A 26,602-nucleotide genomic window follows, 5' to 3' on the forward strand; every position below is an offset into this window, starting at 1 on the left:
AATCACCTGTGGGAGCCAGCCTGCTGGCGATGGCGGCGGATCAGGCAGCAGCGATATCAGCCGGGCGGTTCACCTGAAAATAGGCGTGCAACCCGCGCATCGTCGGCAGCTCCAACGCCTGCGCCGCGTAACACAATCCTACCCGCCGGGTCGGCGCCGGCAGGTGCAGCGCGCGCACGACGATGCGCTCATGCCCGCTCACCAGCGACTGCGGCAACATCGCCACGCCGACACCTGCCGCGACCATGTGCAACGCCTGTTGCAATGAACCGGCATGCCCCGCCACCGCTTCCGGCGAGCGTCCGTACAGCGCCATCAAGCGTTGATGGGACGGATGTTGCGGGCAGGTGATCCAGTCCTCGATCGGCGCCCAGCCGGCCTGCGAGTTGGCCATCGGATGATCGAGAGGCAGCGCCATCACATAGGACTCTTCCCACAGCGGCAGGAACAGTTCGTCTTCGCAGCACATTTCCTCGACCGCCAACCGACCATCGCCGTGACAGCCTTCTTCCAGGGTCAACAGCAGATTGGGCAACGCCTGACGGGCCATGCGCACAAAAGCTTCGATGTGGCTGGCGGCGATGTCGCCTTCGATGCCGAGAGTCAGCGGCGCGCGGTTTTCGCGACCGCGAAACATCCGGCTCAGCGCCTCGGATTCGGCCACCATCCGGCGCGCCTGCGGGTACAGGAGCCGCGCTTCGGCGCTGACTTCCACACCACGGGGCTGACGCAGGAACAGCGTTGCGCCGAGTTCTTCTTCCAGCTGTTTGATGGTCACCGACAACGTGGGCTGGCTGATGAACAGCCGTTGCGCGGCAGCGGTGATGTTGCGTTCCTCGAACACCGCGAGGAAGGCCTTGAGATGGCGGATATCCATAGGAGATTCCGATAGCAGACAGAGGAATAAGGCATTTTTCAGCCTCCAGCGGGCTAAATATACTGCGTCACGAATCTGGTCATTTGTTTTTCTTATCTCAGGAGTTCAACCATGAGCAAGCCATTGGTCATCATCACCGGCGCCAGCTCGGGCATCGGCGAAGCCACCGCCCGCCGCCTGAGCGCTGCCGGCCATCCGCTGCTGTTGCTGGCCCGGCGCATCGAACGCCTTGAAGCACTGGCCCTGCCAAACACCCTCAGCCGCCGCGTCGATATCACCGACCGCGCTACATTGCTGGCCGCTGTGGCCGAGGCGGAAGCACAATTCGGCCCGGCCGATGCGCTGATCAACAACGCCGGGGTGATGCTGCTGGGCGAGATGAGCAAACAGGACCCGGCGCAGTGGGACCAGATGCTCGACGTCAACGTGAAGGGATTGCTCAACGGCGTGCACGCGGTGGTGGCCGGGATGATCGAGCGCAAGCACGGCACGATCATCAACGTCAGCTCGGTGGCCGGGCGCAAGACCTTCCCGAACCATGTGGCGTATGTCGGCACCAAGTTTGCGGTGCATGGGCTGTCGGAGAACCTGCGTGAAGAGTTGTCGCCGCATAACGTGCGGGTGACCACGATTGCGCCGGGTGCGGTGGAAACCGAATTGCTGAGCCACACCACGGATGAGGCGATCAAGACCGGGTATCAGGCCTGGAAGCAGGACATGGGTGGGACGGTGTTGAGTGCTGAAGATGTGGCGACGGCGATTGCCTATGCGTATGAGCAGCCGCAGGGGGTTTGTATTCGGGAGATTGTGATGGCTGCTACGCGCCAGCAGGCCTGATCCATTGTTACAGACCTTAATGGCCCCTTCGCGGGCAAGCCCGCTCCCACATTTGATCGCATTCCAATTGTGGGAGCGGGCTTGCCCGCGAAGAGGCCAATATTGCCAACGATCCTTTCGGATCAGTCCAATGCTTTAAGCCGCCCTTCAATAAACCGTCGCTCCGGCTCCTGCCGCGTCAATTCCAGCGCCCGAGAATAAGCCACCCGCGCCTGCTCAACGCGCCCCAACTGCCGACAAAACTCCGCCCGCGCCGAATGCGCCAGGTGGTAATCCTGCAATTCCCCACGGCCCAGAATCCCTTCGATCAAGGTCAACCCCGCCAGCGCCCCGTCACGCTTGGCCACCGCCACCGCCCGGTTCAGCTCGATCACCGGCGACGGCACCGCTCGCAGCAAAACTTCATACAGCCCGACGATCTGTTCCCAGTCCGTCTCCCCTGCCGTGGGCGCTTCAGCATGCACCGCCGCAATCGCAGCCTGCAGGCAGTACGGCCCGAAGCGTCCCGTGGTCAGCGCCCGCTCCACTAGTTCGCAGCCTTCGGCAATCAGGTCGGCATTCCACAATCCGCGATCCTGATCATCCAGCAGAATCAGTTCACCGCTTGGCGTCGACCGCGCCGAGCGCCGCGATTCATGCAGCAACATCAACGCCAGCAACCCCATGACTTCCGCGTCCGGCAACAATTCCAGCAGCAACCGCCCAAGACGGATCGCCTCTCGGGTGAGATCTTCGCGGGTCACCTGTGCGCCGCCGGACGCCGAATACCCCTCGTTGAACACCAGATAAATCACCCGCAACACGCTGTCGAGGCGCTCGGGCAATTCGCTGAGCGCCGGCACCTGATAAGGGATTTTCGCGTCGCGGATCTTCGCCTTGGCCCGCACGATGCGCTGGGCAATCGCCGCCGGGGCCGAAAGAAATGCGCGGGCGATTTCCTCGGTGGTGAGGTCGCAGACTTCACGCAGGGTCAGCGGCACTTGCGCGTCCGCCGCCAGCGCCGGGTGGCAGCAGGTGAAGATCAGGCGCAGGCGATCGTCTTCCACGTCTTCGGCGTCCCATTCGTACTGTTCCAGTTCTTCCAGTTGTGCCAGCAATAACGGCTGCGAGGCCTTGAACCGTGCGCGTCGACGCAACACATCAATCGCCTTGAAGCGCCCGGTGGACACCAGCCAGGTTCGCGGATTGTCCGGCACGCCATCGCGCTGCCAGCGTTCGACCGCGACGAAGAACGCCTCGTGCAAGGCTTCTTCGGCGAGGTCGAAATCGCCGAGCAGGCGGATCAGGGTCGCGAGGATCCGCCGCGAGTCTTCGCGATAGACCTGCTCGACCCGGGCCCTGACCTCAGACATTCAACTGGCGCACGGGACGTACTTCGACGCTGCCGACCCGGGCCGCCGGAATGTTCCCGGCGACCTGGATCGCTTCGTTGAGGTCCCGCGCGTCGATCAGGTAGAAACCGGCCAACTGCTCCTTGGTCTCGGCGAACGGGCCGTCGGTGATCGACAACTTGCCGTTGCGCATGCGCACCGTGGTGGCGGTCTGCACCGATTCCAGCGCTTCGGCCGCGACCATCCGGCCGCTGCCCTGGATCGACTCGGCGTAGGCCCGGCACTCGGCATCTTCCGGGCTGTCGGGGGACGAATGCAGCAGGCGCTCATCGCTGTAGACCAGGCATAAATACTTCATGGCGTTCTCCTGAATCGGACGGATCAACTATGGCTGAAGATCAGGGTTTCGCATCGAACAGCGTCGAGCCAGTCATCGGATCGAACGGCGCCGACCAGTGTTCGTGGGCAATTTTCCACGCCCCGCCGACAAGCCGATAGCACGCGGTGGCGCGCATCCAGCAACTCTGGGTTTCGCCCTTTTCGTTGGTGCCGCCGCAATTGGCGACCCAGTGGGCGAAGGCGATGTTGTCCCCTGTCTCGATGGCGATTTCGTGGAATTCGAAGATGTGCGGGCCGGGGCACATTTCCATGCAATCCACCCAGTGCGCGCGGTAGGCCTCCTTGCCCTTGAATTGCAGGGCCTTGATCGCATCGAACGAGAGGATGTCGTCGGCGTACAGGGTCATGACTTTTTCGACGTCCTTGGTCATGACGGCTTCGCGGTAGGTGTTGATCAGAGTCTGGATATCGTTTTGTGCGCTCATGGTGTTCTCCGTGGTTTTTGTTGTGAAGACACCCTTAGTCGTTCGGCAATTTGCCGGATCGACAGTTGAAACAAAAAAATTCCGGAGAAGACAAAATCGCTAGAATCCGAGGCTCATCTTTGTAGGAAAAAGGAAATTCCCGTGTCAGCCAAACTCGTACCGTACGAGAGCCTTAACGCCTTGCAGCGTCAGCAAGTCGAAGCGATTGAAATCCACGCCGAGCAGATCAAGTTCTCCGGCGACATCCACGGGGCCCTGCACACGCTGCTGTCGAAACCCGGCCCCGGTGTGAAAGGTTTTGCCCTGCTGGCCGAAGACGCGCCAGTGGCATTCCTGCTGCTCAAGCGCCCACCGGTGTTGCCGGAATGGGCCGATGAGCACAGCGCCACCCTGCATGCGTTGCAGGTCGATCACCGCGCTCAGGGCAAGGGTTACGGCAGAGCCTGCCTGCTGGCGTTGCCGGACGTTGCGCGCAAGGCCTGGCCGGAAATCAAAGGGCTGGAACTGTCGGTGGACGCCGACAACGACGCCGCGATTGCGCTGTACGCCAAGTACGGCTTCGTCGACAGCGGCGAAGCGTACAAGGGGCGCATCGGTTACGAGCGGCGCATGGGCCTGTTCTTCTGATCGTCGAGGGAGCAAGGATGATCGATTCAATCGAAGCACTGGAAGCTATTTACGGTTTGCCCCACGAGCGGGCGGTGCGCAAGCAGATCGGTTTTCTCAACGCGGACTATCAGGCGATGGTCCGGGTCTCGCCGCTGGTGATTGTCAGCTCGGTGGGTGCCGATGGCATCGACGGTTCCCCTCGTGGCGATGCGCCGGGGTTTGTGCGGATCATTGACGAGCGCACTCTGGCGTTGCCGGATCGCCCGGGCAACAACCGCATCGATACCTTGCGCAACGTGCTGCACGATCCAAGGGTGTCGCTGCTGTTCATCATTCCGGGGATCGGCGAGACGTTGCGGGTCAACGGCACGGCGACCATCAGCGCTGATCCGGAGTTACTGGAAAGCTTCGCGGTGAACGGCAAACCGGCGCGCACGGTGTTGCTGGTGACGGTGGAGGCGGCGTTCTTTCATTGCTCCAAGGCATTCGTGCGTTCGGATGCGTGGAACCCTGAAACCCACTTGCCGCGCTCGGCGCTGCCGACGGCGGGTGCGTTTCACAAGCGTCTGAATGATGGGCAGTTCGATGCCGAGGCCTATGACCGAGAGGCCCCGACCAGAGTGCGTGACACCCTCTACTGACACCGCCCACCGATCGTTCCCACGCTCTGCGTGGGAATGCAGACTATGACGCTCTGCGTCATGGCGGTGCCAGGCGTTGCATCAGTGGTGCGGCAGGAACGCGGAGCGTCCCGGTATGCATTCCCACGCAGAGCGTGGGAACGATCAGGTCCGGGGCTGTTTTTCAGAGGGTCAGGATCATCTCGTGCCACGCCATCCCGCCGTGGTCGGACTCGGACGGTTTGATGTAGGCAAAACCGAATCCGGCGTACAGCGGGATGTGCCGTTCCTTGCACATCAGGTGAATCGTCGCCTTGCCCTGCTCGCGCATGCGTTCGATGAATTCGCCCAGCAACCGCTTGGCCAGACCCAGGCCTTGATAGTCCGGGTGCACCACCACCGACATGATCACCACGTTCGGCCCCGCCGGGTCGTGACCGATCAGTTCCTTGAACGCCTCGTCCGACATTTGCACGTCAAACGCCGCACCGGAGTTGATGAAGCCGGCCACCTGCCCGTCCACCTCGGCAACGATAAAACCGTCCGGCCAGGTAGCGATGCGCGTGGCGATCTTCTCGCGGGTCGCGGCTTCGTCGCCTTCATAGGCGAGGGTTTCGATGGCGTAGCAACGGTCCAGGTCGGCGGCGGTGACGTGGCGGATGACGGTGTTCATGGCAGCTCGAAATCAGAGGAAACAAGGCCGCCAAGGATAAAGGAATAAGGTGTTCATATCGATCCTCGCGGGCGGCGTAAAGCCTGCGTATAAGCGCTTTTCTTCGGATTCGGGACGGTCTATTTCTGACGCCTGACTCTTATCACCCGAGGAGGGAACCGTTTATGAGCAGCGTGGAAATCGGTTTGTTGATGGTGTTGGGCATCAGCTTTTTCGGCTTCATCACCCTGGGTATCGACCTGTTGCGGGCACGACGGATCAAGGGCAAGTAAGACTCAACCGGCAGCGCGAAGCGGGTTCGCGCTGCCGGTCGTTCATCAGGTTTTCTTTTCGACCGGGACGCAGATTTCCAGCTTGCCGGTATTGGTTTTCGGGTTGAAATCGGCGCTGTAGCGTTCCAGCTCCGGGGCGTTGAGCCCTTTGTATTCGGATGCCGGCAGCCAGGTGTTGTAGATGTACTCGATGGTCTGCGGCAGCTGATCCAGCGAACCCTTGTGTTCGAACACCGCGTACTGACGCGGCAGGATTTCGATCCACGGATACTTTTCCTGCGGGAAGTCGTCCAGCTTGCGGATCTCGACCCCGGCCATGTAATCAAAACCACCGTTGCCGTCGAAATTGCTGCAAACGCCGTAGGTCACTTCGCCCTTCTGCCCCGGAATATTTCCGATGTGCGGGATCAGTTTTTCCCACAGCGCAGGGATGTCCTGAACGGTCTCTTTGGTGAAACGATCGCGAAAACCTGCAATCAGCAGGAAGTGTCCATGTTCGAAGCGAGGTTCCGCCACTTCGACGCGTTTTTGCTCATCCATGACTCGACTCCTTGGAACGAAAAAAGTGGGTTCGGCTGGGAGTATAGAAGCCAAACCCGATTCGCACATTTACAGCGTGTGCAGGGCCTCGGCGGCGCCCGAACCGACGAACTCGTTATAACCGGATACGATCACGTAGACCGCGAAATAGCAGAAGATCGCTGCAGATGCCAGGTAGGAATAGCGCAGTAGCTTGTCGCCCAGCAACTTGCCGCCATGGCTCGCGGCGAAGCACAGGCCCGCCGACCACAACAGCCCGGCGCACAGGAAGCCGCCGAGGAACAGCGCCGAGCTCAAAGGACCGCCGCCACCGGAGCGGGCAATCAACGTGCCGCCCACTGCTGCGAACCAGAGGATGGCGCTCGGCGACGACATAGCGAGAAAAATCCCACGGAAGAATTCCTTGCGATGGGAGTTCTGGCCCACTTCGGCCGTCGCCGCCAACTGCGCTTCGTGGTGGATCGCCGAATAGATCATCTTCGCCGCGAAGTAGATCAACAGCGCCGAACCACCGATCCACAGCACCCAGCGCACGGTTTCGTATTGCAGCAGCACGGTCATCCCGGCCAGCGCCAGCACCGCGTAAATCAGGTCGCCGACGCAGGTGCCGAGGCCTAATGCGAAGCCCTGAAAATAGCCGCGCTGCATGGCCAGGGTGATCATCGCGATGTTGGCCACGCCGATGTCCAGGCACAGCGAAAGGCTCAGCAAGAAGCCGCTGGTGAATTCCATTAACCGTTTTCCTTGGGAAAAAATTGTTGTCGTGCACGCTGGACAGTCTGCCATCGCTGCCCTTATCTTCCGCCACAGGTCACCGCAGTGACCAGCGTCGCTCGGACGGTTCCGGGCGCTTACGTTATCCGAGGCAACAATGGCTGAACAAGGTTCGCCGCGCCGCTTTGCGCGCATAGATCGACTCCCCCCTTACGTTTTCAACATCACTGCCGAGCTGAAGATGGCCGCCCGACGTCGTGGCGAAGACATCATCGACTTGAGCATGGGCAACCCCGACGGCGCCACGCCGCCGCACATCGTTGAAAAACTGGTGCAGGTTGCACAACGCGAAGACACCCACGGTTACTCGACGTCCAAGGGCATTCCGCGCCTGCGTCGGGCGATTTCCAACTGGTACAAGGAACGCTACGAGGTCGAGATCGACCCGGAAAGCGAAGCCATCGTCACCATCGGTTCCAAGGAAGGCCTGGCGCACCTGATGCTGGCGACCCTGGATCAGGGCGACACCGTGCTGGTGCCGAACCCGAGCTACCCGATTCACATTTACGGTGCCGTGATTGCCGGCGCCCAGGTGCGGTCGGTGCCGCTGGTGCCGGGCGTGGACTTCTTCGCCGAGCTGGAACGGGCGATTCGCGGCTCGATCCCGAAACCGAAGATGATGATCCTCGGCTTCCCGTCCAACCCGACCGCGCAGTGCGTGGAGCTGGATTTCTTCGAACGGGTGATCGCCCTCGCCAAACAGTACGACGTACTGGTGGTGCACGACCTGGCCTACGCCGACATCGTCTACGACGGCTGGAAAGCCCCTTCGATCATGCAGGTGCCGGGCGCCAAGGACATCGCGGTGGAGTTTTTCACCCTGTCCAAGAGCTACAACATGGCGGGCTGGCGCATTGGTTTCATGGTCGGCAACCCGGAGCTGGTCAACGCCCTGGCGCGGATCAAGAGCTACCACGACTACGGCACGTTCACCCCGCTGCAGGTGGCCGCGATTGCTGCGCTGGAAGGCGATCAGCAGTGCGTGCGTGACATCGCCGAACAGTATCGCCAGCGCCGCAATGTGCTGGTCAAAGGCCTGCATGAACTGGGCTGGATGGTCGAGAACCCGAAAGCTTCGATGTACGTCTGGGCGAAGATTCCCGACGCCTATGCGCACCTCGGTTCGCTGGAGTTCGCCAAGAAACTGCTGGCCGAAGCCAAGGTTTGTGTCTCGCCGGGTGTTGGCTTCGGTGAGTACGGCGACGATCATGTGCGCTTCGCGCTGATCGAAAACCAGGACCGGATTCGCCAGGCAGTACGCGGGATTCGCGGGATGTTCCGGGCGGATGGCTTGGCACCGAAAACAAGCGGTTGACGCAAAACCTGTGGGAGCGAACTTGCTCGCGATGAGGCCGTCACTGCAACAAAGATGTCGACTGGACCACCGCTATCGCGAGCAAGCTCGCGCCCACAAAGATTTGTGGATTCCGTGAAAAGTCATCACCCACAAAAAAACCGCATCGCTGCGGTTTTTTTGTGCCTTGCGTTCGAGGTTAAACGAACAGCGACAACAACAGAATAAAGCCCAAACCCACCACCGACAGGATGGTTTCCATCGCCGTCCAGGTCTTGAAGGTCTCGGCCACGGTCATGTTGAAGTACTGCTTCACCAGCCAGAAACCGGCGTCGTTGACGTGGGACAGGATCAGCGAGCCGGCACCGGTGGCCAGCACCAGCAACTCACGGTTCACGCCCGGGATCATCCCGACCACCGGCACCACGATGCCCGCGCCCGTGATGGTCGCCACGGTGGCCGAACCGGTCGCGATGCGGATCACCGCCGCCACCAGCCACGCCAGCAGGATCGGCGAGATCTGCGCGCTGACCGCCATGTGGCCGATCACGTCACCCACGCCGCTGGTCACCAGCATCTGCTTGAAGCCACCGCCGGCACCGATGATCAGAATGATCGCGGCAGTCGGCGCCAGGCTCGCGTCGAGCCATTTGAGCATCTGCTGAGAACCGATGCCCTGCTTGTAGCCGAAGGTGTACAGCGACAGCAGCAATGCCAGCAGCAGCGCCGAAATCGGGTGACCGATCATGTCCATCCAGGTGCGGAAGAAATGACCGTCCGGCAGCGCCACGTCAGCGAAGGTTTTCAGCAGCATCAGGAACACCGGCAGCAGCACGGTGACCAGGGTGATGCCGAAGCTTGGCAGATCCTGCGAGTCCGACTCACGGGCCAGTTGATCCACCAGTTCCTGATTCGGCGTACCGGGAATGTGCTTGGCGATGAACGTACCGAAGATCGGGCCGGCGATGATGGCGGTCGGCAGCGCAACGATCAGACCGTAGAGAATGGTCTTGCCGATGTCGGCACCGAACACGCCGATGGCCAGCAGCGGGCCCGGGTGCGGCGGAACCAGACCATGCACGGCGGACAGGCCGGCGAGCAGCGGGATACCGATCTTGATGATCGACACGCCGGTACGGCGAGCCACGATGAACACCAGCGGAATCAGCAGCACGAAGCCGATTTCGAAGAACAGCGGAATGCCCACCAGGAACGCGGCGAACATCATCGCCCACTGCACCTTGTCCTTGCCGAAGGCGCGGATCAGGGTCTGGGCGATCTGATCGGCACCGCCGGACTCCGCCATCATCTTGCCGAGCATCGTACCCAGCGCGAGGATGATGCCGACGAAACCGAGCACGCCACCGAAGCCGTCCTGGAACGCCTTGATGATGGTGCCGATCGGCATGCCGGACGTCAGGCCGAGGAACGCGGCGGCGATGGTCAGGGCAATGAAGGGGTGAATCTTGAATTTGGTGATCAGGACGATGAGTCCGATCACCGTGACTACTGCATCAAGCAGCAGGTAGGCGTCATGGGACATGCCAAACATTGGGGGTGTCTCCTGGTTTGTTGTTGTTATTAAAGCGGGTTAATCAGAAGTCGAAAGGACAGCGCTATCTTCGCAATCACACTCATACCGCCTGTTTCAGGCCATGGGCCTGCCACCAGACGTGGGCTTGCGACGCCAGTTCTTCAACGCTGTGGATCGAAGCATTCAGGGCCAGGGTCAACGGCTCGCCCTTGGGCGATTCGAGGGTGGCGAACTGGCTTTCGATCAAGGTGGCCGGCATGAAGTGGCCCGGACGGTGGGACACACGTTCGGCCGCCACTTCCGGCGTCAATTCGAGGAACACGAAGCCCAGGCCCGGCAAGGCGCTGCGCAGACGTTCGCGATAAATGTGCTTGAGGGCCGAGCAGGTCAGCACCGGGCGTTCGCCCAGGGCATCGACGCGACGCAGTTCGTCGCACAGGCTGTCGAGCCAGCCGGCACGGTCTTCGTCGTTCAGGGGGATCCCCGCGCTCATCTTTTCGATGTTCGCGGCCGGATGGAAAGTATCGCCTTCAATGGCAGTGGCGCCGCTCAATTGGCACAGGGCCTCGCTGACGCACGTCTTGCCGCAACCGGCAACGCCCATGATGACCAGGGCGGTGATGGGATGATTCATGTAACACCTCAGCGCGCAGACAGCGCTACCTTTGCTAGCTATGACTCTAGTGCACAGGCAGAAGTTGCCGACGCCTTCTTGTCGTTTTTTTGGGTTGCAGCAGGTTTTGTCGGTACGCCAAAAAGCGAGGATCAGGCAGGACCTCGCTTACGCATTTGCAGCTGCATAAGGACAGCGCTACCTTAGTGCCTTGATTTTTGTTTGGCAAGCCGCCCGATGACCACCCCTAAAAACGATAAAAACACCCGCACCACCGGCCGTCCCACCCTCAATGAAGTCGCCCGTCTGGCCGGCGTCAGCCCGATTACCGCCTCCCGCGCCCTGCGTGGGGTCAGCACGGTGGCCACCGAACTGGTGGAAAAAGTCCAGAAAGCCGCGCTGGAACTCAACTATGTGGTCAACCCCGCCGCCCGCGCCCTGGCCTCGGCCCAGAGCCATTCGGTGGTGGTCCTGGTGCCTTCTCTTTCCAACCTGTTGTTCATCGACACCCTGGAAGCCATTCATCGGGTGCTGACGCCAAAAGGCTTCGAAGTGCTGATCGGCAACTTCCACTATTCCCGCGATGAAGAAGAAAACCTGCTGCGTAACTACATGGCTTATCAGCCACGCGGCTTGCTGCTGACCGGCTTCGACCGCACCGAAAGCTCGCGGCGGATGATCGAGGCCAGCAACATTCCCTGCGTGTACATGATGGAACTGGACAGCGCCGCCGGGGTGAACTGCGTCGGTTTTTCCCAGCTCAGCGCCGGCGAAACCGCTGCCGAGCATTTGCTGTCCCGTGGCCGCAAGCGTCTGGCTTACATTGGCGCGCAACTCGATCAGCGCACCCTCCTGCGTGGCGAAGGCTTTCGCAAGGCGTTGCAGAAGGCCGGCCTCTACGACCCGGATCTGGAAGTGTTGACCCCGCGTTCATCGTCCGTAGGACTGGGTGGCGAGTTGTTCCTGCAATTGCTGGCAGCGCATCCGGATGTCGATGCGATCTTCTTCGGCAACGACGACCTCGCCCAGGGCGCCCTGCTCGAAGCGCTGCGCAACGGAATCAGGATCCCCGAGCAAGTGGCAATCCTCGGCTTCAACGACCTGCCGATGTCGGAGCACATGGTGCCGCGCCTGAGCAGCATCAACACCCCCCGTGAAGCGATCGGCAAGCGAGCGGCAGAGCAGATGCTGACGCTGATGGCCGGCAACAGCGTGGCGCGGCCGGTCGAAGACATGGGCTTCGAACTGAAGATTCGCGAAAGTACATAATCCCGAAACTCCTGTGGGAGCTGGCTTGCCAGCGATGGCGTCAGGTCAGTCGATAAATTGTGGACCGATCCACCGCTATCGCTGGCAAGCCAGCTCCCACAAATTTTGCGGTACTCCCCAGTTCAAGGTTCGGCTTTTACCCGGCCGAGGAGCTCAACCAACGCCAGCGCGCCCTTCTGTAGCGGCTGGCTCTTGAGCCACACCGCGTGCACCGGCAGCACCAGGCCGTTTTCGATGTTGCGGAAATTCAGGCGTTTCAGCCGTCCGCTATTGAGCCACGGCTGCACCACCGACAGCGGAAAATTACCCCAGCCCAACCCTGCCTCGACCATCTCCAGTGCCGTCTCCAGGTTGTCCGTGCGCCAGTGGGATTCGGCCACCAGCGGCCGGGTTTCGCTGATTGGCAAGTCGCGGCTGCCGACGACGATCTGCCGCACATGCACCAGATCTTCGAGAAACAGATCCTGCCCCTGCAACAGCGGACTGTCCGCCGCCAGCGTGGCGATCATCCGTTCACTGCCGACGAACTGAAACCGTTCCAGCACGTTCACGCTCAACCCGGCGAACGCCAGGCATACGCTGATTCGATCGCTGTGAAGCATCGCCAGCACGTCGTCCTGCGGCGCGGTCAGTACTTCGATGTCGAGCAGCGGATGGCGCTCGCTGATCACCTTCATGGCCCCCAACAGCCGTCGACGATCAATGTCCGCCGCTACGCCAATCGACAACTTGCTCTCCAGCCCCAGCGACAACTGCACCGCGTGCACCTGCAATTGCTTGAGCTGATCGGCGATCAGCCGCGCATGGGGCACCAGCGACAGCGCCATTGCCGTGGGTTGCGGTTCGCGGTGACTGCGATCAAACAGCGAGTAACCGAGTTCCGCCTCCAGATTGCCGATGGCCATGCTCACCGCCGACGGGACTTTGCCCAATGCCCTGGCCGCTGCGGAAAACGAACCGCGCTCGATCACGGCGAGAAACAGCTCGATGCTTTCGCTGTTGAAATTCACTTCGTACACCTATCAATAAAACTGAAAGCTTCTGACTTTTTCTGTCACCTCTATTGAAGCTATCTTTCGTCGCCTTCGCCAGCCCCACTGGCCACAAGTCGCAAGAAAGAGGCAATTCCCCATGCAAGGCGTCAAACGCAAACTGGTCTACGTGTCGCTCTATGAAGTGATCGGCATGACCTTCTCGGCCCTCGGCCTGGCCCTGTTGTCCGGCACTTCGCCCGGCAGCACCGGCCCGCTGGCGGTGATCATCACCACCATCGCCGTGACCTGGAACTTCATCTACACCTCGCTGTTCGAGCGCTGGGAAAGCCGCCAGGTGTCGCGCACCCGCACGGTGAAACGGCGCATCGCCCACGCCGTCGGCTTCCAGCTGACGCTGATCGTGTTCCTGATTCCTCTGATCGCGTGGTGGATGAACATCAGTCTGGTGCAGGCCTTTCTGCTGGATCTGGCGCTGATCGTGTTCATCCCTTGCTACACCTTCGCGTTCAACTGGCTGTTCGATAAGGTGTTCGGCCTTCCGGCCTCGGCACTGCCGGATCCGCAGCCCGCGACATAAATCGTTAATTGGTAAGCGGATATTGCAAGAAATCGGCGGTTTTGCCGCGCCAACCGCCGATATAAACAATCCTTGATTTCCGATAGCAGGCTAAGCTTTTCCATCAATAAAAAATGGATCTGCCCATGACTGCACACGCCCCCGCCGCGCAACGCGACGGCATCGACCCGATACGCGCCGCCGAGATTTCTGCCCGCATCGACCGCCTTCCGGCAGTCGCCACGATCTGGCGGCTGGTGGCGCTGCTGTCGATCGGTGGTTTCTTCGAACTGTACGACCTGTTCCAGACCGCCTACATCAGCCCCGGCCTGATCCGCGACGGTATCTTCGCCACCGGTAATCAGGGCGTGTTCGGTTTCTCCGATCAGGCCGCGTTCGCCTCGGCGACGTTCCTCGGCCTGTTTCTCGGCGCCAGCCTGCTCAGCCCGATGGCGGACCGTTTCGGGCGACGCGCGATCTTCACCTTCGCGCTGGTCTGGTACACCGTGGCCACAGTGCTGATGGGCGTGCAGAGTTCGGCACTGGGGATCATCTGCATGCGTTTTCTGGTGGGCATCGGCCTCGGCATCGAGCTGGTGACCATCGACGCCTACCTCTCGGAACTGGTGCCCAAGCGCATGCGCAGTTCGGCGTTCGCCTTCGCGTTTTTTGTGCAGTTTCTGTCAGTGCCGGCGGTGGCATTGATGTCCTGGTGGCTGGTGCCGCAGGCGCCGTTCGGGGTGTCCGGCTGGCGTTGGGTGGTGCTGGCGAGCGCGGTGTTTGCGCTGTTCATCTGGTGGCTGCGCAAACGCCTGCCGGAGTCGCCGCGCTGGCTGGCCCAACATGGCCGTTTCGATGAGGCCAACCGGATTCTCGATGGCATCGAGGCGCGCTGCGAAAAAGATCACCGCCAGCCACTGGACGCACCGGAAGCCGTGGCCGTGGATGTCGAAGGCAAGGGCCGTTTCGCCGATATCTGGCAGCCACCGTACCGCCGCCGCGCATTGATGCTGATCGTCTTCCACATCTTCCAGGCCATCGGTTTCTTCGGCTTCGGCAACTGGTTGCCGGCGCTGCTTTCCGGTCAGGGCGTCAGCGTCACTCACAGCCTGATGTACGCGTTCATCATCACCCTCGCCTACCCGCTCGGGCCGCTGCTGTTCGTCAAATTCGCCAACCGCTTCGAGAACAAGTGGCAGATCGTCGGCTCGGCCCTGGGTGCCATGACTTTCGGCACGTTGTTCGCGTTGCAGACCAGCGCCTTCGGCCTGATCTTCTGCGGCGTGATGATCACCTTCTGCAACGCCTGGCTGAGCTTCAGTTACCACTCCTATCAGAGCGAACTGTTCCCCACCAACATCCGCGCCCGGGCGGTGGGTTTCTGTTATTCGTTCAGTCGCTTGTCGACGGTGTTCAGCAGCCTGTTGATCGGTCTGTTCCTCGACCACTTCGGCACACCGGGCGTATTGGCGTTCATCGTCGCCAGCATGCTGATTGTGATGTTGACCATCGGTTATTTCGGCCCTCGCACCCGCAACCTGGCGCTGGAAAACATCGCCCATCGCTGACGGACGACGGTCATCCTCTGCCGCCCACCGGCAAGGGATGACCGCTTCGCCTGTCCATGAAAAATCACAAACCTTTGAAATAAAAGGACTTATTCGATAGGCACGGTATTTGCTGCCCAGGGCTGACAGTCATTACCTACAGGTTCTTTCATCATGTTGGTCAGTGCAAAACAACAGCAAATCATCCACCTGCCCAAGCAGCTGAATGACGATGCAACCGCCACCGCAGCGGCCGGCCTGCAAGGCGGACTGCACGGCGCGATGCTGCAGACCCTGCAAAACCAGGCCCAGGCGCAAACCGCCGAAGCCACCGCCAAAGTGCAGGAATCGGCCACCCAACTGGCGACCCAACAAGTCAGCGAAGCCACGCGCATCAGCGACAACGTCGATGAAGCGTTCGCCAAGACCCGCGTCGCCCTGCAAACCTCCGATACTTCGTCGTCCAAATCCACGGGCTCATCGGCCCTGGACGAGTTCAAGGACTACATGAGCAAAACGCCGGAACAGCGTCTGCGCGACAGTATCCTCCAGGAAATGGGCCTGACCGAGGACGACATCAAAGCCATGCCGCCGGAGAAACAACTGGCCATCGGCAAAGAGATCGCCGAGCGCCTGCAGGACAAGATGAAGCTGGCCGAAGCCGAGAAGCAGAACAAACAAGACGCCAACTCGGCAAAGATCAGCGACGAGTCGGCAGACAAGTTCCTCGCCGCACTCTGACACCTGTGGGAGCGGGCTTGCCCGCGATAGCGGTAGTCCAATCAACATTAATGTCGAATGTGCTGACGACATCGCGGGCAAGCCCGCTCCCACAATTTTTCGGATGTTGCGTAAAGTCAATTCAACTGCAACGTCTCGTTGAACTGACTGATCGCATCCACCACATGCCGCGAACCCTGCTGAATTTCCCGGATCGCGTCGCCCGCCTCGTTCGCCAGTTCCACCCCGAGCCCGGTGCGGCTCAGGCTCGACTGCATGCTCGACACCGCGCTCAACGACAGCTCATGGTTCTTGCGCACCACATCGACGATCTCCAGGGTCGCCTGACTGGTCCGCGCCGCGAGGCTGCGCACTTCGTCCGCCACCACCGCAAAACCGCGTCCGTGCTCACCCGCCCGCGCCGCCTCGATGGCCGCGTTGAGCGCCAGCAGGTTGGTCTGGTCGGCAATTCCGCGAATGGTCTGGACGATGGTGCCGATGATGTCCGATTGCTTGCTGACCGCATCGATACTCAGCGCCGCTTCGTTGAGGTCGCGGGAAATGTCCTGAATGATCTGCACCGTTTGCTGCACGACCTGTGAGCCTTTTTGCGCGCAGGCGTCGTTTTGTACCGAGGTGCTGTGGGCCGATTCCGCAGCGGTCTGCAAGGTGGTCATCTGGTGGGTGATATCGCTGGCGAACTTCACCACTTTGTACAACCGGCCCTTGGCGTCGAACAGCGGGTTGTACGAGGCTTCAAGGTAAACGGTTTGCCCGGACTTGTTCTTGCGCTCGAAGCGGTGCGAGTGATATTCGCCGCGATTGAGCGATGCCCAGAACGCCTTGTACTGCGCAGACTCGGCTTCGAGGCGATGACAGAACAGACTGTGATGGTGGCCGACGACTTCATTAAGCGAGTACTGCATGGTCTTGAGAAAGTTATCGTTGGCCGTGATCACATTGCCTTCCGGGGTGAACTCGATCACTGCCATCGAGCGGCTGATTGCAGCAAGCATGCTTTCCTCTTCATGCTCCTTGTTCACCCGCGCAGTGATATCCGACGCCACTTTGATCACACTGCGAACCTGTTTATCCGGGCCATACACCGGCATGTAACTGGCTTCGAGCCAGATCTCCCGACCGCTTTTGTTCAAGCGCAGGAATGTTCCGCTGATCGGTTCGCCACGGGCCAGGTCACGCCACAACTTGGCGTATTCCTCGCTGCGATAGAACGCTTCTTCACAAAAGATCCGGTGATGTTTGCCACGCACTTCATCGGCGCTGTAGCCCATGGTCTTGCAGAAGTTGTCATTTGCATCCAGAACGATGCCGTCGGGGGTGAATTCGATCATTGCCATCGAGCGGCTGATCGCCGCCAACTTGGCGTTGGCTTCGGTCAGGGCACAACTGAAGCGTTCGATTTCCTGCAGGTCAGCCTTGTGATGTAGGTTGAACATGTCTCTATCACCTTCCGCGCGGTCTTTTGATTTGATGAAAGTTCAGGTCTTTCAGAATCCACCACTACGATCCACAGAACAGGCACACGCATTCCTCCACGGGAGGAAGTTGTCAGGTGATAAACGATGATTAATCGGAGAGTCCATGCAGCGACGCTCTAATCAAGACATCCTTCTCTTGATAGCCCGCAGGCGGGCCATTCCTAACGTGCAGAAGAACTTCCATTTAAAAACATGCTCCTTGTTGGTTCAGTGTCGGTGCCTTGGATTGCGCACTCTGGCAGCTTTGTTCACGGCTAACCGGTTGACGTCGAGGCGCATGGGATGGCGGTCGACATAGTTAGTTACGTGTGAGCATAGACAGCGCAAAGCCTTGCGCAAGGCCACTAGTCGGCCAGTAACACGGGGAATTTGGACAAATAACGGACAAGAAACGGTTCAGCGAATTTGTTTTGTTTGATCTACCGCTTTCGCGAGCAAGCTCGCTCCCACACAGTCCTGCGCATGTTCAGACAAGCGCAACACCTGTGGGAGCGAGCTTGCTCGCGAAGACGGAGTAACAGCCGCTACAGAAATACCGGAAACGACCTACAGACTCCCGCTCACCTTGTTCGCCACCTCACCCGGCACCCACGGCTTCCACACTTGCGGCTGATCGCGTAGAAACGCTTCGGCGACCTGGCGTGGTGGCTGGCGCTTCTCGCTCATCCCGGCCAGGGTCTGGTTCAGCAGATCGATCGGCAAATCGACTTTCTCAAAGAACGTCACCAGCTCCGGATACTGCGCCTTGAACGGCGCCGACACGCCAATCGCCAGGCTCGCCGGCATCGAGCGAGTGCCTTTCGGATTGGGGTTGCTGGCATCGGCCAGGGTTTTCCAGGCTTCAGCGTCGAACGGCGGCTCTTCCAGCTTCACCAGTTTGAAACGACCAAGCAGTGGCGTCGGCGACCAGTAGTAGAACAGCACCGGTTTGCCGCGCTTGATCGACGACGCCACCTCGGCATCCAGCGCTGCGCCGGAGCCGGTGCGGAAGTTGACGTAACTGTCGTTCAGCGCATAGGCCTTGAGCTTCTGGCTGTTGACGATTTCCGAGGTCCAGCCGGTCGGGCTGTTGAGGAAACGTCCGCGACTCGGGTCTTCCGGATCCTTGAACACATCCTTGTAGCGCGGCAGGTCGGCCACTGATTTCAGCTCCGGTGCCAGTGGTTTGATCCCGCGCTCCGGGTCGCCCTTGATCACGTATTCCGGCACCCACCAGCCTTCGGTGGCGCCCTTCACCGTGTCGCCAAGGCCGAACACCTTGCCCTCGGCAGCGGCCTTGACCCACGCCGGACTGCGCCCGGCCCACTCTTCGCCGATCACCTGAATATCGTTTTTCGCCAGCGCAGCTTCCAGGCTGACGGTGCTGCCTGGCAGCGTATCGGTCGGATAGCCGTAGCCTTTTTCGACGATCAGACGCAGCACTTCGGTGATGAAACTGCCGCTTTCCCAGGTGATGTCGCCGAAGTGGATCGGCGCGGTTTTTTCCGCTGCCACGGCGTGGCCGGCCGTCAGGGTCAGGGCCAGCAGCGAACTGCCGAGCAGGGTTTTGATCGATCTCATGCGGACCTCTTGTTCTGGGAGGAAATCAGGGTTTGGTTGGCGCTGTGGCGGTTGCACAGGGCCTGGGAACGGGTCATGTACAGGCTCACCGAACGCTGGGAGATGCCCAGTTCGGCGGCGATTTGCGGGTAGGTCAGGCCGTCGATACGGGCCAGCAGAAAGGTCGAGCGCACCTTGCCCGGCAGGCGCTGGAGTGTCCGGTCCAGTTGCTTGAGGCTCTGCGACAGGTCAGCGAGTTCTTCGGGGGACGGCACGTGGTCGAGGTCACTCCACTGCAATCGTTGCAGATGCCGACGCTCCAGATCGCTCCGCCGCCAGCGCTCATACAACAGGCGTTGGGCGATGGTGGTAAGCAAGGCGCGGGGTTCGCGGATGGCGGTCAGGCCCGGGGCTTCGAGCAGTTGCGCGAAGGTTTCGGCGGCGATGTCTTCGGCGCTGGCTGCATCGTTCGATTGCCGACGCACACGTGCGCACAACCATGGGTAATGGTCGCGGAACAACGTGTTCACATGATTGCGATGGGATGAGTCGGCGCCGGACATGGGGGCTCCTTGATAAAGGGTCGCTGAATGTCCGGTCGTCCGGTGGCGCGATCCTAGCAAGGTGCCTTATGCGTTAAAAATACTTAAAAAGAATTTTTATATTCCATTAGCGAATTACAAGAAGCTGCTAGCGCAAGCGGCCATAACCCAGTTCTTCGGCCTCCGTCTGGTAATCCAGCAGGACGAGGTAATCGCTTTCGCTGGCGGGCAGGACTTCGGGCAAACCGAGGATGCGGGCCACGTCGGGCAGGTCTTGAAGACTGCGGTTCATGGCCCGGCGCAACTGCTCGATCTGTTCGTCCGTCGTGCTGGCCGCGGTGATGAAGGGCAAGGTCGGGCTGAGCGCACTGCGTGCCACCACCCGCAATCCGCTGATCTCTTCGGCGGCGTGCTGCGCCAGATACGCAAAGGTCACGCTGTCGATGGCCGCCAGATCGGCGTGGCGTTCGCGTAACCAGCGCAGGCTCTCGCGATGGCCGCCACTGATGCCGACCGAAGCGAAAAACTGGCCATCCCGATGCAATGGAGCCAGGCGCTGACGAAACAGGTTCATGCCGCTGTTGGAATCTTCGCTGTTGATCACCCCGCGACTGTCGAAGAACTCCGCCAGACTGCGACGCGGATCATCGGCGCGGGCGAGGATCAGGCTGCAATGGTTGCCGGCGCTGGCGTCCGGCAATTCGTAGCGCGGACGGCCGACAATCCTCACCTGCCCGCGCAACGCGGTCATCAGCGGATAGCCGCAGGTCTGGGTCAGCAACAACTCAGGCGAACGCCAGAGTTCGAGCAATGACAGACCGTCGGCATCGAGCCGCGCACGGCCGAGGTGTTCAAGAGTCCGCGCCAGCCACTGCTCGTTCGCCGCGCGAATCGGCTCGGGTGCGATGTACATCAACAGCTCTGCGTAACCTGACGTCATGGTGGCCTCAAATAAACGGATGCTGCGGGCTGTCGATCGGCTTGATGCCGTATCGGCGCCACAATTGCCCATAACCTTGCACCAGAAAACCACCGCTGCGCGCCACCCATTGCTCCCGGCGCATGCGGTAGACCTTGGGCAAGTCGTACCACGAAAGCTTCGGCAAATCGTGGTGCACCAGATGGAAATTCAGGTTCAGGAACAGCCAGCGCCACGGCCATCCGGCTTCGTTGAGCACCGTGCGCTGTTCCGGTTTCTCATGCGGTCGGTGTTCATAGTAGGAGCGGATCATCGCGATCGACAACGCCGGCACGCTGATCAAAAAAAGGTAATGCCAGATCGGCAACACACTGTAGCGGGCGATGAAAAACAGCATCAGCACGGTCAGGACGCCGTGGGTCAGCCACATCCGCCAGGCCTGGCGCTCACCGTTTTTCAGGCGTTGCAGTTCTTCACTGGCCAGCGCGAGCAACGCCAGCGGTGCGCCTATTGCGAAACGGCCGAGAACGGTCTTGTTCAGCCAGTGCAGGCTGCGTTCGAACAGCGAACTGCCCTGCCAGCGTTCGGCACTCAGGTAACGGCTTTCGGGATCGACGTCGGGAATCGTCAGGTCTTCATCGCGATGGTGCTGCAAATGGCTGTCGCGATAGAGCGTGTAGGGATACCACACCGCAAATGGCGCATAGCCGAGGACTTTGTTGACGAAGGCCCAGCGCGTCGGATGACCGTGGAGCAATTCGTGCTGCACCGACAGCCACAGCACCAGTAACGGAATCAGCAGCAACGTGCTCCACCAGAGGCCGAGCCATCCGCTGCCCAGCACAATCGCGAACCAGCCGCCGTACACGCCGATCAGCAGCAGCCAGGTCGGCCACTCGGTGCGGGCGGTGAAACGCTGGCGCAGGGTTTCGATCTGTTGACGATGGGCATCGTCGAAATAATGGGACATGGCGTGGCTCGGAACGAGGGTCTGATCGTTCTGTGCAACACCAACGGGAAATCTTGCAGATTATTTTTGCGGGCTGTTTTCAAGGGCAAGACAGGAGCCCGGATCCGGGCTCCCGAAAGGCGTGATCAGTGACCAAAAATGTCGACTTTCTTCGCCCTTTTCTCGTGGCGTTTCTCGATGGCGGTCTTGGCCGGTTTTTTCTTCGCGGCTTTCTTCGAATCCATACCTTTGGACATGATGCGTACTCCACTCAGAGGGGATGTGAGATCAGGTATACACCTATCCCGGCGAGCACGTTGTTTTATAATCCGCGGCTTTTGCACCGGCAGTCCGATTCATGACCGACATCCGTTACAGCCAGCTCGACGACCTGTCCTGGCCCTTGATGAACAAGTTCTACCGCCAGCATCAATCGTCGATGAAAGCGGTGCGCGAGGCGCAATTGTGGGTGGCGCGGAAGGATGAGATTGTTGCCGCGCTGTGCCTGCGGCCGGTGTCGGGCGGGCATTGGCTGACCGGGTTGTTCGTCGACCCGGCCTGTCGCGAACAGGGCGTCGCGGCGCAATTGATTGCCGAAGCGGTGAAAGACGTCGAGGCGCCGGTGTGGCTGTTCTGCCACCCGGACTTGCGCGGTTTCTACGAGCGGCGCGGCTTCACTTTCGACCCCGCCCTGCCTCAGGCGATGGCCGAGCGCTTGAGCCGTTATGCACGGAGCAAGCCGATGATTGCCATGGAGCTTTTTGCACGTCGGTGATCCCCCTGTGGGAGCGAGCTTGCTCGCGAATGCGGTCCATCAGCTACGAATAAATTGACTGACATTCCGCTATCGTCGGAACGCCGCCCGGAGCAAGCTCGCTCCCACAGGTTCAGTCGTCGGCGTTGGGATCGAGATCCGGAAACATCACTTCGGTGAAACCGAACTTGCTGAAATCGGTAATGCGCGACGGGTAAAGGCGCCCGATCAGGTGATCGCATTCATGCTGCACCACCCGCGCATGGAAGCCTGAGGCCACGCGCACGATCGGCTCGCCCTTGGGATCGACGCCTTCGTAGCGGATCTGCTGATAACGGTCCACCGCGCCGCGCAGGCCCGGCACTGACAGGCAGCCTTCGAAGCCCTCTTCCATCAAGGGACTCAACGGCGTGATCAGCGGATTGATCAGGATCGTCTGCGGCACGGCTTCGGCATCCGGGTAGCGTTCGCTGTACTCGAAACCGAAGATCACCAGTTGTAGATCGACACCGATCTGCGGCGCGGCCAGACCGACCCCGCCGACGCTTTCCATGGTCTGGAACATGTCGTCGATCAGTTGCCAAAGCTCGGGACTGTCGAGCATTTCGGCGGGCACTGGCGGGGCGATGCGCAGCAGGCGTTCGTCGCCCATCTTCAGGATTTCACGGATCATGATCAGGCTTCGTCAGTGTTCGGCTTGAGCGAATGATCGCGCCCGAGACCGGAAACGTGTTGTTTGGGATGTTCATCGAGTTCGCCGGGGACTTTCTCGCCCGGATCCTTGCCCTCGCTGGACATGTGTTCGATCACCGCGTTCATCTCCGCACCGAGCAACAACACGGCGGCGGAAATGTAGAAATACAGCAACAGCACGATGATCGCACCGATGCTGCCATACATGGCGTTGTAGTTGGCGAACGTCTTGACGTAAAACGCGAAACCCAGGGACGCGATGATCCACACCACCACCGCCAGCACCGAGCCCGGCGTGATGAAGCGGAATTCCTGTTTGACGTCCGGCATCACGTAGTAGATCAGCGCAACGGCTACCATCATCAGGATAACGATCACCGGCCAGCGGGCGATGGTCCACAGGGTGACGATGACTTCTTCCAGCCCCACCTGCGCGGCGATCCAGCCCATCACCTGCGGCCCGAGCACCATCAGCGCAGCGGCCACCAGCAACATGCCGGCGATGCCGACGGTGTAGATGACCGACAGCGGAAAACGCTTCCACAGGGGCCGGCCCTCGACCACATCGTAGGCGGCGTTCATCGCGCTCATCATCAGGCGCACGCCAGCGGACGCGGTGTACAGGGCGACGACGATACCCACGGACAGCAGACCGCCCTTGGATTGCTGCAACTGGTCGATCACCGGGTTGACCTGCTCCAGCGCCTGGGGCGGCAACACCAGTTCCGATTGCAGGCGCAGCCAGGAGAAAAAGTCCGGCAGGTGCAGGAAGCCGATCAGGGCAATCAGGAACAGAATGAACGGGAACAGCGAGAACAGCATCTGGTAGGCCAGTGCCGAGGCATAGGTCGACATCTCGTCGTCGACGAATTCGGTGACCGTGCGCACCATCACCCGGTGCAGGGGCAGACCTTTCATGTCGGGGAAAATCATTCGCGTCTCCTTTCGCCGCAAAACAGGTTGAAGTCGTGGCGACTCAGGGGCCGTTTTTCTCTCATCAAAGTAGCTTACTTGGCGACTTTGAAACACTGTGATCCGTGACCGCATGTGAGCGGGATACGAAAACGGCCATCCTTGGATGGCCGCTTCGCTGTTTCGTTCAAGGCCTGATCAAGCCTTGTCGACGCCTTTCTTGATCGCGTCCTTGGCTTTGCCCACCGCTTGCTGGGCCTCGCCTTTCTTCTCTTGCACTTTGCCTTCGGCCTGCAGTTTGGTGTTGTCGGTGGCTTTGCCGACACCTTGCTTGATGTTGCCGACGGCTTCGTTGGCCATGCCTTTCACTTTATCGCCTGTGCTACTCATGGTGTTTCTCCTTGATGCATTAACGGGGAAAAGTCAGTACGTAATGATTGACTGGCCCGGTTTGCGCCAAGTTTCATTTATTTTCAGGGCTTCATTTCGTCGTCACGAGCAGGTTGGGCTTTATGTTTGCGAGCGTACCCCCGAGAATGCCCACCATAAGGGCGCCAGGCGCCACAGAACCGATCCCGCAGGAATGTTATGAAACTCGATAAAAAGCAGGCCATCGCCCGTCGCAACCAGGAACTGGGCGGTGCCGTGCTCGGCACCAACAACTGCCACTTCGCCGAACTGAACCGCAACCGCAACATCTGGTGGTTCGATTTGCCGGTGTCGCGCCTGGCGATCGGTCAGTACGAGTGGATTCACCTGTTGATGCACACCCCGGCCACCGACGAACTGCTGCACCTGAAAGTGCCGACCGTGTTCCTGCGCGAGAAGCTCGAAGGCCTGGTGATCCGCAACGAAGGCAAGCGCAAGGCGGCACTGAGCCTGGAACTGAGCGCCGACAAGGACTCGTACCTGCAGGACATGCGCCCGGCGGGCACCAACGTGAACTTCGCGCCGTTCCGCCAATAAGACACTCAAGCTGATCGTTCCCACGCTCTGCGTGGGAATGCCGCCCCGGACGCTCCGCGTCCAGCACGACAGGGACGCAGAGCGTCCCGGGATGCGTTACCACGCGGAGCGTGGGAACGATCAAGCCGATCAAGCAGCAAACCAACAAAAAGCCCCGCATCTGCGGGGCTTTTTGTTTTACGCGGCGCTCTTCGCCTTGATCTTCCTGAGCTCTTCGTCGCGCAGTTCGCGGCGCAGGATCTTGCCGACGTTGGTGGTCGGCAGCGCATCGCGGAATTCCACCGAACGCGGCACCTTGTAGCCGGTGACGTTGGCGCGCATGTGCTCCATCACCTGTTCCTTGGTCAGGGTGACGCCCGGTTTGGCGACGATGAAGATCTTGATCGCCTCGCCCGACTTCTCGTCCGGAATACCGATGGCTGCGCACTGCAACACGCCCGGCAGGGCCGCCAGCACGTCTTCCAGTTCGTTCGGGTACACGTTGAAACCGGAGACCAGAATCATGTCTTTCTTGCGATCGACTATGCGCATGTAGCCGTCCGGCTGGATCAGCGCGATGTCGCCGGTTTTCAGCCAGCCTTCGCTGTCGAGCATTTCATCGGTGGCTTCCTGACGCTGCCAGTAGCCCTTCATAACCTGCGGGCCCTTGACGCACAGCTCGCCGATTTCGCCCAGCGGCTGCTCGACACCGGCATCGTCGATGACTTTGCACAGGGTCGACGGCACCGGAATGCCGATGGTGCCGATCTGGATGTTCTGGATCGGGTTGACCGTGGCCACCGGGCTGGTTTCGGTCATGCCGTAACCTTCGCAGATCGGGCAACCGGTGACCGCCTTCCAGCGCTCGGCAGCGGCCAGTTGCAGGGCCATGCCGCCGGACAGGGTGACTTTCAGCGCCGAGAAATCCAGCTTGCGGAAACCTTCGTTGTTGCACAGGGCCACAAACAGCGTGTTGAGGCCAACGAAACCGCTGAACTTCCACTTCGACAGTTCCTTGACCATCGCCGGCAGGTCACGCGGGTTGCTGATCAGGATGTTGTGGTTGCCGATCAGCATCATCGCCATGCAATGAAAGGTGAACGCATAGATGTGGTACAGCGGCAGCGGCGTGATCAGGATCTCGCAACCTTCATTGAGGTTGGAGCCCATCAGCGCCTTGCACTGCAGCATGTTGGCGACAAGGTTGCGGTGTGTGAGCATCGCGCCCTTGGCCACGCCGGTGGTGCCGCCGGTGTATTGCAGTACTGCAACGTCGCCGCTGTCCGGGTTGGCTTCGGCAACGGGCTGGCCCTGGCCCTTGCTCAGCACGTCGTTGAACTTGACGGCTTTTGGCAGGTGGTAGGCCGGAACCATTTTCTTTACGTACTTGATGACGCTGTTGATCAGCAGGCGCTTGATCGGCGGCAGCAAGTCGGCGACTTCGGTGACGATGACGTGTTTGACGCCGGTTTTCGGCACCACGGCTTCGGCCAGATGCGCCATGTTCGCCAGGCACACCAGCGCCTTGGCACCGGAGTCGTTGAACTGGTGTTCCATTTCCCGCGCGGTGTACAGCGGGTTGGTGTTGACCACAATCAGCCCGGCACGGATGGCACCGAAGACGGCGACCGGGTACTGCAACACGTTGGGCAGTTGCACGGCGATTCGATCACCAGGCTGCAAATCGGTATGCTGTTGCAGATAAGCGGCAAACGCACCGGACAATTCGTACAGTTCACCGTAGGTGATGGTCTTGCCCAGGTTGCTGAACGCCGGTTTGTCGGCGAAGCGTTGGCAGGATTGCTTCAACACTGCCTGAATATTCGGGTACTCGTCTGGATTGATGTCGGCAGCAATTCCAGCGGGGTACTTATCCTTCCAAAAGTCTTCGATCATGGAAGCCCACTCCTCAGCAACGCGAATTCAGCACCGCATTTGATGCGATTATTATTGGTGTTTGTTTAT

General features: G+C 60.3%; 29 protein-coding genes and 1 pseudogene. 10 read left to right on the forward strand and 20 right to left on the reverse strand.

All coding sequences use genetic code 11. From position 1 onward, the window contains the following. Positions 1-40 precede the first annotated feature (40 nt). Positions 41-877: a LysR family transcriptional regulator gene (locus IHQ43_RS22195; RefSeq protein ID WP_192562118.1), complete on the reverse strand. Its 837-nt coding sequence runs from the start codon at positions 875-877 to the stop codon at positions 41-43. Between the two features lie 111 nt (positions 878-988). Here IHQ43_RS22195 and IHQ43_RS22200 point away from each other — a divergent pair, with 111 nt between their 5' ends. Further along, a complete protein-coding gene (locus tag IHQ43_RS22200) occupies positions 989-1,714 on the forward strand; it encodes an SDR family oxidoreductase (RefSeq protein WP_192562119.1) in 726 nt (241 codons plus the stop codon). Positions 1,715-1,836: 122 nt separating this feature from the next. Here the strand turns inward: IHQ43_RS22200 and IHQ43_RS22205 are convergent, their stop codons facing one another. The 3 genes from IHQ43_RS22205 to IHQ43_RS22215 are packed head-to-tail and all read right to left on the reverse strand — an operon-like array spanning position 1,837 to position 3,869. Continuing rightward, entirely contained in the window at positions 1,837-3,066 is a 1,230-nt protein-coding gene (locus IHQ43_RS22205; RefSeq protein ID WP_192562120.1) for an RNA polymerase sigma factor, read from the reverse strand. Beyond that, positions 3,059-3,403, reverse strand: a complete 345-nt coding sequence (locus IHQ43_RS22210; protein ID WP_192562121.1) for a YciI family protein — start codon at positions 3,401-3,403, stop codon at positions 3,059-3,061. Before IHQ43_RS22210 ends, IHQ43_RS22205 begins: the two co-directional genes overlap by 8 nt. A gap of 40 nt (positions 3,404-3,443) precedes the next feature. Next, a complete protein-coding gene (locus IHQ43_RS22215) occupies positions 3,444-3,869 on the reverse strand; it encodes a YybH family protein (protein WP_192562122.1) in 426 nt (141 codons plus the stop codon). Positions 3,870-4,010: 141 nt separating this feature from the next. On the opposite strand from IHQ43_RS22215, the gene IHQ43_RS22220 reads away from it, so the two are divergent. Together IHQ43_RS22220 and IHQ43_RS22225 are read left to right on the forward strand one after the other, a co-directional pair. Further along, positions 4,011-4,496, forward strand: coding sequence for a GNAT family N-acetyltransferase (locus IHQ43_RS22220; protein ID WP_192562123.1), 486 nt, complete (start codon positions 4,011-4,013; stop codon positions 4,494-4,496). Between the two features lie 17 nt (positions 4,497-4,513). After that, positions 4,514-5,119 carry a pyridoxamine 5'-phosphate oxidase family protein gene (locus tag IHQ43_RS22225; RefSeq protein ID WP_192562124.1) on the forward strand — a complete coding sequence of 202 codons (606 nt, stop codon included), beginning with the start codon at positions 4,514-4,516 and terminating at the stop codon, positions 5,117-5,119. 163 nt (positions 5,120-5,282) lie between these two features. Here IHQ43_RS22225 and IHQ43_RS22230 read toward each other — a convergent pair whose 3' ends face one another. From IHQ43_RS22230 to IHQ43_RS22240, 3 genes are all read right to left on the reverse strand, one after another. Then, positions 5,283-5,771: a GNAT family N-acetyltransferase gene (locus IHQ43_RS22230; RefSeq protein WP_007951113.1), complete on the reverse strand. Its 489-nt coding sequence runs from the start codon at positions 5,769-5,771 to the stop codon at positions 5,283-5,285. Between the two features lie 317 nt (positions 5,772-6,088). Next, positions 6,089-6,583, reverse strand: coding sequence for a GyrI-like domain-containing protein (locus tag IHQ43_RS22235; protein WP_192562125.1), 495 nt, complete (start codon positions 6,581-6,583; stop codon positions 6,089-6,091). 69 nt (positions 6,584-6,652) lie between these two features. Further along, the gene (locus IHQ43_RS22240) at positions 6,653-7,315 is read right to left on the reverse strand and encodes a LysE family translocator (protein ID WP_192562126.1); all 663 of its coding nucleotides are present in this window, start codon (positions 7,313-7,315) and stop codon (positions 6,653-6,655) included. 139 nt (positions 7,316-7,454) lie between these two features. Here IHQ43_RS22240 and alaC point away from each other — a divergent pair, with 139 nt between their 5' ends. Then, positions 7,455-8,672 (forward strand): alanine transaminase, encoded by a 1,218-nt coding sequence (gene alaC / locus IHQ43_RS22245; RefSeq protein WP_192562127.1) that lies wholly within the window; start codon positions 7,455-7,457, stop codon positions 8,670-8,672. 178 nt (positions 8,673-8,850) lie between these two features. Here the strand turns inward: alaC and IHQ43_RS22250 are convergent, their stop codons facing one another. Together IHQ43_RS22250 and IHQ43_RS22255 are read right to left on the reverse strand one after the other, a co-directional pair. Next, a complete protein-coding gene (locus IHQ43_RS22250; RefSeq protein WP_085745164.1) occupies positions 8,851-10,203 on the reverse strand; it encodes a GntP family permease in 1,353 nt (450 codons plus the stop codon). 82 nt (positions 10,204-10,285) lie between these two features. Beyond that, positions 10,286-10,819: a gluconokinase gene (locus IHQ43_RS22255; protein ID WP_007951121.1), complete on the reverse strand. Its 534-nt coding sequence runs from the start codon at positions 10,817-10,819 to the stop codon at positions 10,286-10,288. 216 nt (positions 10,820-11,035) lie between these two features. On the opposite strand from IHQ43_RS22255, the gene gntR reads away from it, so the two are divergent. Continuing rightward, positions 11,036-12,067 carry an HTH-type transcriptional regulator GntR gene (gntR, locus tag IHQ43_RS22260; protein WP_192562128.1) on the forward strand — a complete coding sequence of 344 codons (1,032 nt, stop codon included), beginning with the start codon at positions 11,036-11,038 and terminating at the stop codon, positions 12,065-12,067. A 122-nt stretch (positions 12,068-12,189) separates the two neighbouring features. On the opposite strand, the gene IHQ43_RS22265 is transcribed toward gntR, so the two are convergent. Continuing rightward, a complete protein-coding gene (locus tag IHQ43_RS22265) occupies positions 12,190-13,077 on the reverse strand; it encodes a LysR family transcriptional regulator (protein WP_192562129.1) in 888 nt (295 codons plus the stop codon). Between the two features lie 121 nt (positions 13,078-13,198). Between IHQ43_RS22265 and IHQ43_RS22270 the strand changes: the two genes are divergently transcribed. The 3 genes from IHQ43_RS22270 to IHQ43_RS22280 all read left to right on the forward strand — a co-directional run bounded on the left by IHQ43_RS22270 (position 13,199) and on the right by IHQ43_RS22280 (position 15,906). After that, positions 13,199-13,639 (forward strand): PACE efflux transporter, encoded by a 441-nt coding sequence (locus IHQ43_RS22270; protein WP_064598890.1) that lies wholly within the window; start codon positions 13,199-13,201, stop codon positions 13,637-13,639. A gap of 125 nt (positions 13,640-13,764) precedes the next feature. Further along, a complete protein-coding gene (locus tag IHQ43_RS22275) occupies positions 13,765-15,186 on the forward strand; it encodes an MFS transporter (RefSeq protein ID WP_007951130.1) in 1,422 nt (473 codons plus the stop codon). Between the two features lie 153 nt (positions 15,187-15,339). Further along, positions 15,340-15,906, forward strand: a complete 567-nt coding sequence (locus IHQ43_RS22280) for a hypothetical protein (RefSeq protein ID WP_192562130.1) — start codon at positions 15,340-15,342, stop codon at positions 15,904-15,906. A 116-nt stretch (positions 15,907-16,022) separates the two neighbouring features. Here the strand turns inward: IHQ43_RS22280 and IHQ43_RS29860 are convergent, their stop codons facing one another. The 6 genes and pseudogenes from IHQ43_RS29860 to IHQ43_RS22305 form a co-directional block, all read right to left on the reverse strand. Beyond that, complete coding sequence (locus IHQ43_RS29860) at positions 16,023-16,562, reverse strand: methyl-accepting chemotaxis protein (RefSeq protein ID WP_371320920.1); 540 nt, start codon at positions 16,560-16,562, stop codon at positions 16,023-16,025. Between the two features lie 9 nt (positions 16,563-16,571). Further along, positions 16,572-17,342: pseudogene (locus IHQ43_RS29865) on the reverse strand (PAS domain-containing protein); the annotation flags it as partial. Between the two features lie 588 nt (positions 17,343-17,930). After that, a complete protein-coding gene (locus IHQ43_RS22290) occupies positions 17,931-18,944 on the reverse strand; it encodes an ABC transporter substrate-binding protein (protein ID WP_192562132.1) in 1,014 nt (337 codons plus the stop codon). Next, entirely contained in the window at positions 18,941-19,486 is a 546-nt protein-coding gene (locus tag IHQ43_RS22295) for a sigma-70 family RNA polymerase sigma factor (protein WP_192562133.1), read from the reverse strand. Before IHQ43_RS22295 ends, IHQ43_RS22290 begins: the two co-directional genes overlap by 4 nt. A 127-nt stretch (positions 19,487-19,613) precedes the next feature. Next, complete coding sequence (locus tag IHQ43_RS22300; RefSeq protein ID WP_192562134.1) at positions 19,614-20,405, reverse strand: phosphate/phosphite/phosphonate ABC transporter substrate-binding protein; 792 nt, start codon at positions 20,403-20,405, stop codon at positions 19,614-19,616. 7 nt (positions 20,406-20,412) lie between these two features. Then, positions 20,413-21,354, reverse strand: coding sequence for a fatty acid desaturase (locus IHQ43_RS22305; protein ID WP_192562135.1), 942 nt, complete (start codon positions 21,352-21,354; stop codon positions 20,413-20,415). Between the two features lie 337 nt (positions 21,355-21,691). On the opposite strand from IHQ43_RS22305, the gene IHQ43_RS22310 reads away from it, so the two are divergent. Further along, the gene (locus IHQ43_RS22310; RefSeq protein ID WP_192562136.1) at positions 21,692-22,108 is read left to right on the forward strand and encodes a GNAT family N-acetyltransferase; all 417 of its coding nucleotides are present in this window, start codon (positions 21,692-21,694) and stop codon (positions 22,106-22,108) included. Between the two features lie 112 nt (positions 22,109-22,220). Here IHQ43_RS22310 and def read toward each other — a convergent pair whose 3' ends face one another. The 3 genes from def to IHQ43_RS22325 form a co-directional block, all read right to left on the reverse strand. After that, positions 22,221-22,760, reverse strand: coding sequence for a peptide deformylase (def, locus tag IHQ43_RS22315; RefSeq protein ID WP_192562137.1), 540 nt, complete (start codon positions 22,758-22,760; stop codon positions 22,221-22,223). A 2-nt stretch (positions 22,761-22,762) separates the two neighbouring features. Further along, positions 22,763-23,713, reverse strand: coding sequence for a YihY/virulence factor BrkB family protein (locus IHQ43_RS22320; protein ID WP_192562138.1), 951 nt, complete (start codon positions 23,711-23,713; stop codon positions 22,763-22,765). A 177-nt stretch (positions 23,714-23,890) separates the two neighbouring features. After that, positions 23,891-24,082 (reverse strand): CsbD family protein, encoded by a 192-nt coding sequence (locus IHQ43_RS22325; protein WP_192562139.1) that lies wholly within the window; start codon positions 24,080-24,082, stop codon positions 23,891-23,893. A 198-nt stretch (positions 24,083-24,280) separates the two neighbouring features. Between IHQ43_RS22325 and IHQ43_RS22330 the strand changes: the two genes are divergently transcribed. Next, positions 24,281-24,658 carry a hypothetical protein gene (locus IHQ43_RS22330; protein ID WP_007951149.1) on the forward strand — a complete coding sequence of 126 codons (378 nt, stop codon included), beginning with the start codon at positions 24,281-24,283 and terminating at the stop codon, positions 24,656-24,658. Positions 24,659-24,835: 177 nt separating this feature from the next. Here IHQ43_RS22330 and fadD1 read toward each other — a convergent pair whose 3' ends face one another. Beyond that, positions 24,836-26,533 (reverse strand): long-chain-fatty-acid--CoA ligase FadD1, encoded by a 1,698-nt coding sequence (fadD1, locus tag IHQ43_RS22335; RefSeq protein WP_192562140.1) that lies wholly within the window; start codon positions 26,531-26,533, stop codon positions 24,836-24,838. Between the last annotated feature and the right edge of the window lie 69 nt (positions 26,534-26,602).

The organism is Pseudomonas gozinkensis (genome assembly GCF_014863585.1).
GTDB classification, from domain to species: domain Bacteria; phylum Pseudomonadota; class Gammaproteobacteria; order Pseudomonadales; family Pseudomonadaceae; genus Aquipseudomonas; species Aquipseudomonas gozinkensis.